Genomic DNA, 13,741 nt, shown 5'->3' with positions numbered 1-13,741 from the left:
ATGTCTCCCCCGATCGTAATGCCGGCCAAGCCGAGCGCGCTGAAGGCGCATTTCTCCAAGTCGAAGCCGATCATCGGCGTTGTCCATCTGCGCTCGCTTCCCGGCGCGCCGCGCTATGAGGGCGAGCCGATGCGCGAGATCATCGCAGCGGCGATCAGGGATGTGCATACGCTCGTCGATGGCGGCATCGACGGCATCATGATCGAGAACGCGAGCGACATGCCGTTCTCGCGGCCGGAGCATATCGGCTTCGAGACCGTCGCCGCGCTATCGGCGATCTGCCAGGAGGTCCGCAACGCCGTCAGCAACCCGATCGGCATCACCTGCGTGGCGAACGGCGCCATCGCCGGCCTCGCCGTCGCAAAGGCGGTCGGCGCGCGCTGGGTTCGCGTCAACCAGTGGGTCAATGCCTATGTCGCCAATGAGGGCTTCCTCAACGGCCCGGCGGCCGAGGCGCTGCGCTACCGCGCCCAGATCGGCGCCAAGGACGTCTCCATCTTCGCCGACGTGCATGTGAAGTTCGGCGCGCACGCCATCACCGCCGATCGCTCGATCACCGAGCAGGCGACCGATGCCGAATGGTTCGACGCCGACGTGCTGATCGCGACCGGCACGCGTACGGGCTCGCCGACCCAGCCCGAAGAAGTCGGCGAAGTCCGCGCCGGCACCAACCTGCCCGTGATCGTCGGCTCCGGCCTTTCGCCCGAACAGGTGCCTTCGCTGATGGCCGTCGCCGACGGCGCGATCGTCGGCCAGTGGCTCAAGGTCGACTCGCGCTGGTGGAACCCGGTCGATCCGAGGCGCGTCGAGCGGCTGATGAACGCGGTCGAAAAGGCACGCACATGACCAGCCTCACCGGAGATACGGACGTCTTCTCCACGGCCTCTTCCGGCGCGTCGCCGAAGGCTTCGGTGATGTTCGTCGCCACGCGGCAGGATGACCTGCCCGGCATCTATGGCGAGGCGCATCGCCGCGCCATTCTCGCCGTTCTCGATGAACTCGCCGCCGAAGGATGGACGCTGTCGCTGCGCCGGGTTTTCGATCCGGAAGCTCCGAACGCACCACGCGCACTGGCAACGGGCTTCACCCACTCGCACGACATCGCCGGCGTCTTCGAGGCGCCCGATCTCGAAAGCGCGCTTGCCGGAACGGTTCGGCTGGAAAAAGCCGGCTGGGCCCGCGCTTTCCGCACGGAGTGGCTAATGGGGGTAAAAGAGTTCGCGCCCGTTATGGGCAAGGGCGCGCTCACCGACCATGGCTGGTCGTTCCTCGCCTTATGGGAGTGGAACGACCAATGGTGCGAGGCGACGCCAGCCGAGCGGACCGAATACGACTTCGAGTGCGATATCGCCTTCAAGGGCGATCTGGCCCTCGGCGTCAACATCGCCGGCCGCCACCGCCTGGACTGGTCGCATGGCTGGCACCATCTCGGCGCCTGGGAGATCGACGGCCCCGATACGGCCGATGCCGCCATTCGCGGCCATGAAGAAGTAGCCGATTTCAAGTTCACCACATCGCGTCACATCGTGGGCCGGCTCGAGCCGCTCGCGGAGCTCATTGCGCCGAGGCACGCCTGACATGACTCAATCCGTCTGGATCCACTATTCCCGCCCGCGCCCGCACTGGTACCTCCTCGACGAGGCGCAGAAGCTTACCCTTACCGAGGCCTGGCAGGCCGTTCGCGACAAGGCCAGCGCCGGCGGCGCCCAGTATAATGGCCGCTTCCACATCCGCGGCCAGCACGACTTCCAGGAAGTCGAGATCTGGAAGTTCGCCTCGACGACCGAAGCATTCGAGCATTGGCAGGCGCTATGCGCCGCCCGCTACAACGAGTTCTTCGCGTTCTCCAACAATATCGGCCTGGAAACGGGCACATGAGCGAGCCGCTGCTCGAGGCGACAGGCATCCGGCGCACATTCGGCCATGTGCAGGCGCTGAAAGGCGCCGACTTCCGGGTCATGCCAGGCGAGATTGTCGCCCTGATCGGCGACAATGGCGCGGGCAAATCAACCCTGGTCAAGATCCTGTCGGGCGCGGACCGCCCGACCGGGGGCACGTTGCGGGTCGAGGGACGGGAGGTCAGCTTCACCTCTCCGCTCGACGCCCAGGATTGCGGCATCGCAACCGTTTATCAGGATCTGGCGCTCGCGCCGGATCTGACGCCTGCCGACAATCTGTTTCTCGGACGCGAATTGGTGCGCAAGGACTGGCTCGGTAGGTTCGGCTTCCTCGACCGACGCGAGATGCAGCGTCAGGCGATCGAGCAATTCGCCAAGCTCGGCGTGCAGTTGCGGTCGCAGCGCGTCTCGATCGCATCGCTTTCGGGCGGCCAGCGCCAGTCCGTCGCCATCGCCCGCGCCGCGATGTGGGCAAGCAAGCTGGTCATCCTCGATGAACCGACGGCAGCGCTTGGCGTCGTCCAGACGGCGCGCGTGCTGGATCTCTGCAAGCGCGTCCGCGACGCCGGCACCTCGGTGATTTTGATCAGCCACAACATGCCCCAGGTCCTCGAAGTGGCGGATCGCATCCAGGTCCTGCGCCTCGGTCAGACCGTCGCCGATCTGAAGGCCTCGGAGACCAGCGTCAACGACCTGGTCCGCGAAATGACCAGCGGACAAGCCAAGGAGATGGCAGCATGAGCAACGACCTTGCCATTGCACCCGTAGAGACCACCGAAGAGCGTTTGCTGCGCCTCGTCGCCAGCTGCTGGATTTTTCTCCTGCTCGTCGCGCTGATCACGATCTTCTTGGTGCTGCGTCCGGCCCAGTTCGGCTCGGGCTACAACATCCAGCAACTCTCGATCAATGCCGCCATCCTGCTCGTCCTCGCTGTCGGGCAGACCTACGTCATCATCACCGGTGGCATCGACCTGTCAGTCGGCTCTGTGCTGGTATTTGCCTCCGTCGTCTCGGCGAAGCTGATGCTTCTGCTTTCCGGCGCGGATGGCACCACTTACGGCACGACCAGCGCCGGTTGGGACATCATCGCCATCGGCATCCTGGCTTCGATGGCGGTCGGAGCCTTGTGGGGTGCGCTCAACGGCTTCCTGATCGCGGTCGCCAAGATCCCGGCGCTGATCGTCACGCTCGGCAGCATGGGCATGGCGCTAGGTGGCGCGCAGATTCTGTCGGGCGGCGTCGATGTCCGCGCCATGCCGGAAATGCTGGTCAATTATATCGGCTCCGGCCGCGTGCTCGGCATCCCGGCGCTGGTGGTCATCGCCGCCGTCACCGTGGTGCTGGCCGGGATCGTGCTTCATCTCACCCGCTTCGGCATGCATGTGTTCGCCGTCGGATCGAACACAGAAGCCAGCCGACGCAGCGGCATTCCCACCACGGCCCGGCTGATCCAGGTCTATGTGATCTCCGGGTTGATGGCGGGCATCGCCGCCGTCATGGCGAATGCCCGCTTCTCCACCACCACCATCAACGGCCACGCGATGGACAGCCTCGCGACCATCTCGGCCGTCGTGCTGGGCGGGACCAGCCTGTTCGGTGGTGTCGGCAGCGTTTTCGGCACCGTGGTCGGGGTCTTCATCCCGATCATTCTTCTCAATGGTTTCGTCATCCTGGGCATTCCGCCGTTCTGGCAGACCGTCGCCATGGGTGCCGTCCTGATCCTCGCCGTCTGGATAGACAAACTCAAGCGACGGCTTCGCAAACGGAGCTAGTGCCAAGCACAGCGCCGCAATATCCAAAAAAGGGGAACTAGAAGATGACCAAATCCATCGTTACCGCGGCTATGGCCCTCGCCATGGCATCGTTGGGCGCATCCAGCGCCTTTGCCCAGGACAAGGGCACTGTCGCTCTTGTGCTCGGCTCCAGCGGCAGCCCGTTTTATCAGGCCATGCAGTGCGGCGCGCAGGCCCGTGCGAAGGAACTTGGCCTCACGCTTACCGTTTCGGCCGCCGACCAGTTTGCCGCCGACGCGCAGATCCCCGTCGTCAACGCCGTCACCGCAGGCGGCCCCAATGTCGCGGCGATCGTGCCGACCGACATGCAGGCGCTGATCCCACCCATGCGCGAACTGGCCGAGCGCGGCACTAAGGTGATCACGGTCGACCAGACCATCGCCGACCCGTCAATCCTCAAGACCCAGGTCCTGACTGACAACAAGGCCGGCGGCGGCATGGCGGCGGACGCGCTGGCCAAGCTGATCGACGGCAAGGGCAAGGTGCTCGTTATCACCCAACCGCCGGGCTCGCTAGCCCAGGACGCCCGCGAGGCCGGCTTCGCGGAGACGTTGAAGGCCAAGTACCCGGACATCCAGTATCTCGGTCCGCAGTACCAGTCGAACGACCCGCAGCGCGCCGCCGAGATCATCACCTCGACGCTGTCTGCCCACCCGGACCTCGCCGGCGTGTTCTCGACCAACGACCAAGGCGCGATCGGCGCGATTACCGGCTTGCGCCAGGCCGGGGCGGTCGGCAAGGTCAAGATGGTTGCCTATGACGCCGCCAGCGCCGAAGTCGCCGCACTCAAGAACGGCGAACTGCAGGGCCTGATCGCCCAGAGCCCGAGCCAGCAGGGCGCGGTCGCCATGGACATCGCTGCCAAGCTGATCGCCGGAGAGGCCGTCGAGCCGGTCACCATGGCCGAGATTGTCGCCATCAGCGCCGACCAACCGGAACTTGCCGACAAGTACGAATACGTCGCTGGCTGCATGTGATTGGCTACGTGGCCGCCTGGATTTGGGCGGCCACGGTGCTTTCTCTATGACCTTGTCTCGACAGCCTGGCGCATGCGCGGCCACGATTGCTGGCTGAGGCGGGAGAGTGGGCCGCGCGTGCCCCAATATCCAGACACACGCTGCAGCAGTGATGATCGAGCCACAAGAGTTCAGCCTTCCATCGGGCCGGCCTTCGAATGCGTTAAACGATAGCGCGGCGCGTATCGGGGTGCGGCTGAGAGAGCACGCTTCTGATGCTCTGCAGCGCTGTTTCCAACACCTCACGATCTGGCGCAGCACCTAATGAAATGCGGACGGCTTCCGAGGATGGCGACGTGACCGAAAAACTGGAACCGGCGACGATCAGTACACCGCGATGCTCCAGCTGACGGACAAAATCGACGGCCCGCCAGGGTTTGGGGAGCGACGTCCAGAGATGGGGAGCGGAGGGATTGGCTGCCAATCTCATTCCGGAGAGGATCGACGCGGCGAGTTCTTGCCGGCCGACGTTCTCGGCGCCGATGGCGGCTGACATTTCCCGCAGGAAGCCGGAACGGATCCACCGCGTGGCGATGCCGGCCAGCAATGGCGACGCCATCATCGTCATGGCTTGCAGCGTCGCCGCCAATTCCTGCGCCCGTTTGGGCGAGGGCGCTGCGACATAGCCAAAACGCAGGGCCGGCGTCAGGCATTTCGATAAGGTCGCGATATGCCAGGTGATGTTCCGGACCAAGGGAAGCGATCGCCGTGGGTGGCGTATCGAGCAAAGCGCCGTAGGGATCATCCTCGATAATCGAAACCGCGTGCTTGCGGGCGATCCGGACGATCTCCTGCCGGCGTAGCTCAGAGAGACTCGCCGTCGTCGGATTGTCAGCAGTCGGGGTTATGTACAACGCGTCGAGCGACTGAAGCCGGCAGGCGTCCTCGAACGCGGCCGGCAGGATGCCCTCGCCATCCATCGCCAGCGGAACGAGCACGAGGTCCTGCTGGACGGCGACCGTGTGAATTCCCGGATAGCAGAACTCTCCAACTGCCACATGTCTGGAGGCGCGACACAGCAAATGGCAAATGGCGAACAGGGCGCTCTGGGCCCCTGAGGCCAGAATCACGCGGTCCGGCGCGCAGCCGTCGACGCGCTGACTGAGCCACGTCGCCCCTGCTGAGCGATTGGTCCAACTGCCGCCCGTTTCCTGATAATCGAGCAGGGATTCGTCGCTGCCGGACAACGCCTGGCCGATATCCCGCGCCAGAACGCGCTGGAAATCCTGCGGCTTTGGCGGGCTATTCTTGCTGAGATCGATCGCCCCTGCCGCAACACCCGCGAGAGTGCTGGCGGGACGGGGCTCGCCCGCGACGAAAGATCCCCTCCCCGTCGTGGCGTCGATGATCCCCTCTTCGCGCGCGCGGCTATAGGCTTTGGTGACGGTGGTAAGGTCCACCCCCAGCGCGGCGGCGACCGCGCGCTGCGGCGGCAGACGATCGCCGGGCCGCAGCCGGCCGCTGGCGATATCAGCAACAAGGGCGTCGAAGATGCCCTGATGCTTGGACGGCGAGGCTTCTTCCAGCCTCGGGCTCCATCGGGGACTGCCAGGACCGATCGACGGGGAACGTCCCATGTGCATCTCCGCGACACGCGTTTGTATGGCGTTGCAGATATCCCGCGTTCGCGCCTGTCACAAGCTACAGGCCTACCGATCCGAATGGGAAGTAATTCCATTCCGCCCTTCGACGGAATTGTGGGGCGAAAAGTCGCCACTTTGCCATACATTTGAAACATACATTCTTCCGATATTTCGTACTATTTGTATGGTTGTGTGACCCAAATGATGGCGGTGTGGAGCATACCAGCATGATAAGATCGGCTCTCGTCGGCGCAGCGCTTCTGCTCGCCTCTCTCTCCGGCGCATCCGCCGGCCTTCTCGACGACGTCAAGGCGGGCAAGACGGTCCGCGTCGGCTTTGCCGAGCAGGAACCCTTCATCGTCACCGGGCCGAACGGCAAGCTGACCGGCTATGAGGTGGACCTGCTGAACGCCGTCCTCGCCAAGATCGGCAAGGTCGAGCTCGAAGCCGTGCCGACCCAGTTCGGCGCCCTGATCCCCGGCCTGCAGGCGCGCCGGTTCGACATCATCGCCTCCGACCTCTACATCCGCCCCGACCGCTGCAAGCTGGTCGCCTTCGCCGAGCCGACGCATTTCGTCAATGACGGGATCATCGTGGCCGCGGGCAACCCGAAGGGCATTCACAGCTACGCCGACATCGCCAAGGATCCGGCGATCAAGCTCGGCTACCTGACCGGCGGCGGCCCGATCGCCGACCACGCGCTGGCCGCCGGCGTCTCCAAGGACCAGCTTGTCACCCTGCCGGACGTCGCCTCGCTGCTCGCGGCGGTGAAGACCAAGCGCATCGACGCCTTCCTCAATACCGGCGTCACCGTCCAGTCGACGATCAAGACCGCCAATGATCCCGCCGTTGAGCGCGCGATCCCGTTCGAGCAGGCGATTATCGACGGCAGGCCGGCGATCGGCATCGGCAGCTACGCCTTCCGCCTCGAAGACCAGCCCTTCGTCGACGAATTCAACAAGCACCTCGCCGTGATCCTGACCTCGGGCGAGGCCGCCAAGATCGGCGAGCCCTACGGCTTCACAGCGGCCGACATTCCCGACGGCACGGTCAAGCTCGCCGAACTCTGCAAATAACCTTCCCTGACCGGGGCGCGCGTCCGAAGATGCGCGTCCCGTTTTCGAGTTCGGTTTGATGGCCCTGATCTGGGAATACCGCTTCGATTTTCTGGCCGGCGTCTGGTGGACCGTCACATTGTCGGTCCTTTCGGCGTTGCTCGCTTTGGTTCTGGCAATCGTCGCCGGCGTGGCGCGATCGTCGAAGCTGCGCGTGCTCCGCATCGCCTCCGGCGTCTATGTCGAGTTCTTCCGCGGCACCTCGGCGCTGGTCCAGCTGTTCTGGCTGTTCTACGTCCTGCCCTATCTCGGCATCGACCTGACGCCGCTGCAATGCGCGACGCTTGGCCTCGGGCTCTGCTTCGGCGCCTATGGCGCGGAGGTGGTGCGAAGCTGCATCCAGGCCGTGCCGCAGGGCCAGTTGGACGCCGCCGCCGCGCTCAACTTCAGCTATTTCCAGACGCTGCGCATCGTCGTGCTGCCGGAAGCGCTGATCATGATGATGCCGCTGTTCAGCAATCTGCTGATCGAGCTGATCAAGGCGACCTCGCTGGTCTCGCTGATCACCATTCCCGACCTGACCTTCCAGGCGAAATCGATCATCACCAAGACCTACAGCTCCGGCAACGTGCTGCTGGTGACGCTGGCGATCTACCTCGTCATTTCGCTGATCGCGGCGAGCTTCATGCGCCGGATGGAAAAGGGGCTGTCGCGCGGCCGCCAGACGGGTCAGCCGGCATGACGGAGATCTTCTCCTGGCCGTTCGCGGCCGAGATCCTGCCGGCGCTGCTGCGCGGCGCGGTCGTCACCTTCATCGCGACGATCGGCGGCTTTTTCGCCTCGCTGGTCATCGGCGCCGTGCTGCTGGCGCTTGGCCGCTCGAGGCAAACCGCCCTCGCCTGGCTCGGGCGCGGGCTGGTCGAACTGCTGCGGTCGACGCCGCTGCTGATCCAGGTCTATGTCCTATTCTTCGTGTTGCCGGATGCCGGCATCGTGCTGGAGCCGGTAACCACCGGCATCCTGGCGCTCGGCCTCTATCACGGCGCCTATGTCGCGGAAGCCTACCGCGCCGGGCTCGACAGCATCCCACGCGGCCAGTGGGACGCGATCGAAAGCCTGCGCTTCTCGCGGTTCGCCGCCTATCGCTACCTCATCCTGCCGCAGGCGATCGCGCCGCTGGTTCCCTCGCTCGGCAACACCTTCATCACCATGCTCAAGGATACCCCGATCCTGGCCGCGATCACCGTCCCGGAACTGATGTTCGCCGCCAATGACGCCGGCTCGCAAAGCTTCCGCTATGTCGAGCCGATGACCATGGCAGCAATCGCCTATCTCGTCATGAGCCTGATCGCGGCGTTTGCCGTGTTCCTGCTGCGCGAGCGCCTCGGAGCCCGCTACGCATGAGCGACATGATCACCTTCGACAAAGTGGACAAGCGTTTCGGCCAGACCGTCGTGCTGGACCAGTTCGACTTTCGCGTCGCGCGCGGCGAGAAGGTCGCGATCATCGGCCCGAGCGGCTCCGGCAAGTCGACGCTGCTGCGCATCATCATGGCGCTGCAGGATATCGACGAGGGCAAAGTGAGCCTCGACGGCCGGCCGCTCTGGGACGCGGCGGGCGGCAAGCACCGCATCAAGCCGACGCGAAAGCACCTGCGCGACATGCGCTCGCTGGTCGGCATGGTGTTCCAGAACTTCAACCTGTTTCCCAACCTGACCGCGCTCGGCAATGTCGCCGCCGCGCCGCGCCACGTGCTGGGCCTGTCGCAGGTCGAGGCCGAGGCGCGCGCGACTGCGCTGCTGGCGCAGGTCGGGCTTTCCGACAAGCTGCAGAACTATCCGGCGACGCTTTCCGGCGGCCAGCAGCAGCGGGTCGCCATCGCCCGCGCCATGGCGCTGGAGCCGAAGATCATGCTGTTCGACGAGGCCACCTCGGCGCTCGATCCCGAACGCGTCGGCGAGGTTCTGGAAGTGATGCGGGCGCTGGCGCATGAGCGCGACCTGACGATCGTCGTCGTCACGCACCAGATCGGCGTCGCCCGCGCGATTGCCGACCGGATCTGCTTCATGGAAGGTGGCCGGATCCTGGAAGACGGGACACCGCAGCAAATCCTCAACGAGCCGCGAAACGAGCGCACCCGCGCGTTCCTGCGCGCCGTCCATTTGAGCTGAGAGCGAGATCATGACGCAGACCCTGGCCGGCGACTTTCGCCACAACGTCGCGCAGCAACTGGCGCGGATCGACGCGCACCCCGAAGACGCCAGGCTGGCCATTCTCCGTCGACGCGATGAAGCCGCGCTGCGGGAAGCGGCGGCCTGGGATACGCTGGCGGCATCCCCGTCCGCCCGACCGGCGCTTTATGGACTGACCGTCGCGGCAAAGGCCTGCTTCGATGTTGCCGGCTGGCCGACGACCGCCGGGGCGAAGCTTCTCCGGGACGCGCTGCCGGTGAAGGATGACGCCGCGCTGGTGGCCAGGCTGCGGGCGAACGGCGCCGTCATCACCAGCCAGACCAACATGACCGAGTTCGCCTTCGGCGCGCTCGGGCTCAATCCGCATTTCGGCACGCCGCGCACCCCGCTCGATCCCTCGCGCGAGCGAATCGCCGGCGGCTCGACATCAGGCGGCGCCGTCGCCGTGGCGCTCGGTTTTGCCGATCTGGCGCTGGGCAGCGACACCAGCGGCTCGGTCCGCATCCCGGCCGCCTTTTGCGGCCTCGCCGCCTTCAAACCCAGCAAGGGGCGCTACCCGGATGAGGGGCTGCTGCTGCTGTCGTCAAGCTTCGACGTCCCGGGCTTTCTAGCCCGCGATATCCAGACATGCGCGCGCGTCGACGAGGCGATCACCGGCGAGACGGCGATCCAGCCCGCCGACCTGCGCGGCCGCCGCTTCCTGCTGCCGCCAAAATTCGCGCTCGATGCCGCCGATGAGGTGGTCACTGCCCGCTTCAACGACGCCGTGAAGGCGCTCGAACAGGCAGGCGCGGTAATCGTTGAGCGCGACTGGCCGGAGCTGGAGAGCTATGGCCGGATCGCCGTCGAGGGCGGTCTCATCGTCGCCGAGGCCTTCGCCTGGCACCAGCCTCATCTCGAGAGCCGCGCGGCGGACTATGATCCGCGTGTCGGCCCGCGCATCCAGCTTGGCAAGGAAGTTGCCGCCGTCGCCTATCTCCGCGCCCAGCAGGAGCTTGCGCGACTGGCAAAGGCCTATCACCGCGACCTCGAAGGCTTCGACGCGCTGCTGACGCCAACCGTTCCGATCCTGCCGCCGCGCGTCGACGACGTTTCGGACGACGAACATTACTACCCCGCCAACCGCCTGACCTTCCGGCTGACCGAGGTGGCTAATCGCATCGATGCGCCGAGCGTCAGTCTTCCCATCGCGCCGGACCAACCAATCGGGCTGATGCTGACAGGGCGGAACGGTCACGACAGCGCCCTGCTCGCCCTCGCCGCCTCGGCCGAGGCCGCTCTCGCTTCTTCCCATCGCTGAAACCGAACCACAGAAGGCAAGATCATGATCGTTCACGACGTCGAAGACCTGCGCAAGACCGACCGCCATGTCGTCACCGACAGCTGGCGAAGCACGCGGCTGATCGTGAAGGGCGACGGGCTCGGCTATTCCGTCCACCACACGGTCGTGCCGGAAGGCTCTGAAGTGCATTGCCACTACAAGGAGCATTACGAGACGAACTACTGCATCGCCGGCGCCGGCGAAGTCTTCGACGTCGCCACCGGCAAGACGCATCCGATCGCGGTCGGCACCGTCTATGCGCTCGACCAGCATGACGAGCACATCCTGCGGGCGCTGAAGGGCGATTTGCACCTCGTCTGCGTCTTCAACCCGCCCTTGGCTGGCACCGAGACCCACAATGCGCATGGCGGCTACGATCCCGCCTAGCGTCGTTGCCCAACGACAGGCCTTCGCCGTGCGCCCGCCCTCCCACCAGCGGAGGGCGGAGCTCGGTAGCTTGATCGGCAGTGGTCATTCCAAATAGCCGCTTCCGCTGTTGCTGTGACGTTGTCCGCAGCTGAACGAACGGTAGGTACTCGGAAAGAGAAGACAGGGCGCCGGACGACTAATGTAGGGTCGAGCCGAGTAGCAGCTATGGGCATGACCGCCGCCAAGACCTGACAGTCTGCTCCCGGCCCCGTTGCTGCCGGCCGGCGCACCCATCTACGCCCCGTCGCAGACTGTTGGCGCTACCGGAAGGCGGACATCTCTGCCATCTGGTATGACACGGCGACCTTAGTGCCAGGCGCGTTATCCACTCTGAACGACTGCGCATTGGCATTGTGGCTGGTGTGTGTGACGGGCAGGCAATTGAGAAGTCTCGCCAAGAGCAGGGTCTAGCGAAGACGCATTCCCCTTGGGCTTTCCGCTCTTGGCCAGCTAGGCCAAACGACTGCCGTCGCTCATGCGCCGGCCCCATTGTCACAGAGCGCTATCAGCTAGGTGGCTATGCCGTTGATAGGTTGAAGGGGCATGGGCAAGTCGAGCTCGCCCATGGCAGAACGCAACTCAATCTCGAGCTCTCGGCAAATCTGCGAAATCGGGACGTCGTTCGCGCCTCCCTCGAAGGGATTGGATGTGCTCTCGCCGACCTGGTCGAGCGACATATACATCCAGCCCAATAGCGTGCTGAATGGAATGGTCAACCAGATCGAGATCACACCCCACACGCCGCTCAGCCTGCTCATTTCCGCGAAGACCGGCGCTGCGCCGAAGGGCAGGAGCGTGCAGAAGATCGCCACGAACATCGTGCTGACAATGGCATATTGGCGCGGGTAGGGGCTGTTCTTGATCCGGTCGCAGCGGGCCTGCTGGTCATGCAAGTCCCGCAGCAGCTTGAGCAATTCGGTGTAGACTTGCGGCGCCAGGCCAGCATCGCGGAACAGCAGATTGATCTGGTGCCCTTGCTGGTTGAGCAATTGCAGGGGCGCTGCGAGCATGCCGCTTTTCAGGATCTTTGCCGCTTCATCGTGACCCAGCAATGCCGCCAGTTCGTCGGACAGAGACGTCGTGTCCTCGATGACGCGGTATCGTTCGCGAAACGCGGCATTAGATTTCCGGCCCATGGATTCCCAGGGCATCGGCCGGCGCAGGCAGAAGCGAAGTGCCGTCATCCAGGCGATATGACGATAGACTAGCGCGCGCTTGGTGGGCTCGTCTGTGAAATCGCAACAGAAGCGCGACAGCATGCGGCTGGTCGCCGAGATCTGGGCAAAGGCCTGAAGAGCCTCGCTACTGCGCGCCAGGACCTGTGAATTCTTGAAGCCGGCCATCAGCGACACCGTCGTGCCCAAAACGACGATGATCGGCCAGGGTACGGAAAAGCCCGCAATCGAGGGGATGCTGTAGGCCCCAATGGCACAGAGGCTTACCAGCACCATGAAGAGGATGCTGCCGCGCGACCACAGCGCAAATTCGATCGGCCTATAGGATCTTCCGACGTGCATGGGATGCCCCGAACTCAAGGTTGATGCATCCAAGACGAGACCCATGCGGACGGTGTGACATGCAGCGGGCAGAATCTTTTTCGACCCCCGTGTCACATCCGCCCCAGGCCATCTCGTCTTGCTCCTGAAGACGTCGCCAATCGCGGCACAGCGTCTCGAGCAAAGGGCAAGAACCATGAAGATCCTCGTCATCGGCGGCACCGGCCTCATCGGCTCCAAGACCGTGCGCATACTTCTCGACCGCGGCCATGAGGTTATCGCCGCCTCGCCCAGTTCGGGCGTCAATACGATCACCGGCGAGGGCCTGGCTGAGGCGATGATTGGTGTCGACGTGGTGCTCGACCTCGCCAATTCGCCGTCCTTCGAAGATGCCGCTGTACTCGAGTTCTTCCAGACCGCCGGGCCCAACCTGCTTGCCGCTGAAGCCGCCGCCAGCGTTCGCCATCACGTCGCGCTCTCGGTGGTCGGCACGCAGGATCTGTCCGAAAGCGGCTATTTCCGCGGCAAGCAGGCGCAGGAAGCCCTGATCAAGGCCTCGCCCATTCCCTATACGATCGTGCATTCCACGCAGTTCTATGAGTTCCTCGGCGGCATAGCCAAGTCGGCCGGCGCTGAAGGCACGATCACCCTCTCGACGGCCTTCATCCAGCCGATCGCCTCGCCCGACGTGGCCGCCGTCATGGCGGATGTCGCGCTCGCCGCCCCGCTCAACGGCACGCTCGAAATCGCCGGCCCCGAAAAAGTCCGCATGTCCGATCTGCTGGCCCAGTATCTGCGCGATATCGGCGATACCCGCGCCGTCATCGGCACGCCGGAAGCGCTCTATTTCGGAGCCCCTCTGAACGATGACACGCTGCTGCCGCGCGGCTCGGCCCGCCTCGGCACCGTCGGCTATGCCAACTGGCTCGCCAGCCAGCCCCCGCGTTGAGGAGAGCTC

15 protein-coding genes are annotated in these 13,741 nt (G+C 64.8%); 13 read left to right on the top strand and 2 right to left on the bottom strand.

Annotated elements, in window-relative coordinates; genetic code table 11:
* From ACHMWQ_RS06245 to ACHMWQ_RS06220, 6 genes are read left to right on the top strand one after another with little or no spacing between them, the layout of a single operon-like run.
* Complete coding sequence (locus ACHMWQ_RS06245) at nt 1-846, top strand: BtpA/SgcQ family protein (protein ID WP_396306784.1); 846 nt, start codon at nt 1-3, stop codon at nt 844-846.
* Nucleotides 843-1,577 (top strand): hypothetical protein, encoded by a 735-nt coding sequence (locus ACHMWQ_RS06240; RefSeq protein ID WP_396306783.1) that lies wholly within the window; start codon nt 843-845, stop codon nt 1,575-1,577. Before ACHMWQ_RS06245 ends, ACHMWQ_RS06240 begins: the two co-directional genes overlap by 4 nt.
* A 1-nt stretch (nt 1,578) precedes the next feature.
* Entirely contained in the window at nt 1,579-1,878 is a 300-nt protein-coding gene (locus ACHMWQ_RS06235) for a hypothetical protein (RefSeq protein WP_354554585.1), read from the top strand.
* On the top strand, nt 1,875-2,639 hold the full coding sequence (locus ACHMWQ_RS06230; RefSeq protein ID WP_354554586.1) for an ATP-binding cassette domain-containing protein: 765 nt from the start codon (nt 1,875-1,877) through the stop codon (nt 2,637-2,639). Before ACHMWQ_RS06235 ends, ACHMWQ_RS06230 begins: the two co-directional genes overlap by 4 nt.
* Complete coding sequence (locus ACHMWQ_RS06225; RefSeq protein WP_396306782.1) at nt 2,636-3,670, top strand: ABC transporter permease; 1,035 nt, start codon at nt 2,636-2,638, stop codon at nt 3,668-3,670. Before ACHMWQ_RS06230 ends, ACHMWQ_RS06225 begins: the two co-directional genes overlap by 4 nt.
* A gap of 44 nt (nt 3,671-3,714) precedes the next feature.
* Nucleotides 3,715-4,668 carry an ABC transporter substrate-binding protein gene (locus ACHMWQ_RS06220; RefSeq protein ID WP_396306781.1) on the top strand — a complete coding sequence of 318 codons (954 nt, stop codon included), beginning with the start codon at nt 3,715-3,717 and terminating at the stop codon, nt 4,666-4,668.
* A gap of 281 nt (nt 4,669-4,949) precedes the next feature.
* Here ACHMWQ_RS06220 and ACHMWQ_RS06215 read toward each other — a convergent pair whose 3' ends face one another.
* Nucleotides 4,950-6,284 (bottom strand): PLP-dependent aminotransferase family protein, encoded by a 1,335-nt coding sequence (locus ACHMWQ_RS06215; RefSeq protein ID WP_396306780.1) that lies wholly within the window; start codon nt 6,282-6,284, stop codon nt 4,950-4,952.
* A gap of 233 nt (nt 6,285-6,517) precedes the next feature.
* On the opposite strand from ACHMWQ_RS06215, the gene ehuB reads away from it, so the two are divergent.
* The 6 genes from ehuB to ACHMWQ_RS06185 are packed head-to-tail and all read left to right on the top strand — an operon-like array spanning nt 6,518 to nt 11,245.
* Entirely contained in the window at nt 6,518-7,366 is an 849-nt protein-coding gene (ehuB, locus tag ACHMWQ_RS06210; protein ID WP_354554384.1) for an ectoine/hydroxyectoine ABC transporter substrate-binding protein EhuB, read from the top strand.
* Between the two features lie 58 nt (nt 7,367-7,424).
* Nucleotides 7,425-8,087, top strand: a complete 663-nt coding sequence (gene ehuC / locus ACHMWQ_RS06205) for an ectoine/hydroxyectoine ABC transporter permease subunit EhuC (RefSeq protein ID WP_354554382.1) — start codon at nt 7,425-7,427, stop codon at nt 8,085-8,087.
* On the top strand, nt 8,084-8,749 hold the full coding sequence (gene ehuD / locus ACHMWQ_RS06200; protein WP_354554380.1) for an ectoine/hydroxyectoine ABC transporter permease subunit EhuD: 666 nt from the start codon (nt 8,084-8,086) through the stop codon (nt 8,747-8,749). Before ehuC ends, ehuD begins: the two co-directional genes overlap by 4 nt.
* Entirely contained in the window at nt 8,746-9,516 is a 771-nt protein-coding gene (locus tag ACHMWQ_RS06195) for an amino acid ABC transporter ATP-binding protein (protein WP_354554378.1), read from the top strand. The genes ehuD and ACHMWQ_RS06195 overlap by 4 nt, the downstream gene beginning before the upstream one ends.
* A gap of 10 nt (nt 9,517-9,526) precedes the next feature.
* Nucleotides 9,527-10,837 carry an amidase family protein gene (locus ACHMWQ_RS06190; protein WP_354554376.1) on the top strand — a complete coding sequence of 437 codons (1,311 nt, stop codon included), beginning with the start codon at nt 9,527-9,529 and terminating at the stop codon, nt 10,835-10,837.
* Between the two features lie 24 nt (nt 10,838-10,861).
* Nucleotides 10,862-11,245 (top strand): ectoine synthase, encoded by a 384-nt coding sequence (locus ACHMWQ_RS06185; RefSeq protein ID WP_354554374.1) that lies wholly within the window; start codon nt 10,862-10,864, stop codon nt 11,243-11,245.
* Nucleotides 11,246-11,796: 551 nt separating this feature from the next.
* Here the strand turns inward: ACHMWQ_RS06185 and ACHMWQ_RS06180 are convergent.
* Complete coding sequence (locus tag ACHMWQ_RS06180; protein ID WP_354554373.1) at nt 11,797-12,804, bottom strand: bestrophin family ion channel; 1,008 nt, start codon at nt 12,802-12,804, stop codon at nt 11,797-11,799.
* 175 nt (nt 12,805-12,979) lie between these two features.
* Here ACHMWQ_RS06180 and ACHMWQ_RS06175 point away from each other — a divergent pair, with 175 nt between their 5' ends.
* Nucleotides 12,980-13,732, top strand: a complete 753-nt coding sequence (locus ACHMWQ_RS06175; protein WP_354554371.1) for an SDR family oxidoreductase — start codon at nt 12,980-12,982, stop codon at nt 13,730-13,732.
* The last annotated feature ends 9 nt before the right edge of the window (nt 13,733-13,741 follow it).

Origin of the sequence: Kaistia sp. UC242_56, from assembly GCF_044452255.1 — a bacterium.
In the GTDB taxonomy this organism is placed as follows: domain Bacteria; phylum Pseudomonadota; class Alphaproteobacteria; order Rhizobiales; family Kaistiaceae; genus Kaistia; species Kaistia defluvii_A.
This window is presented reverse-complemented; position numbering and strand designations above follow the sequence as displayed.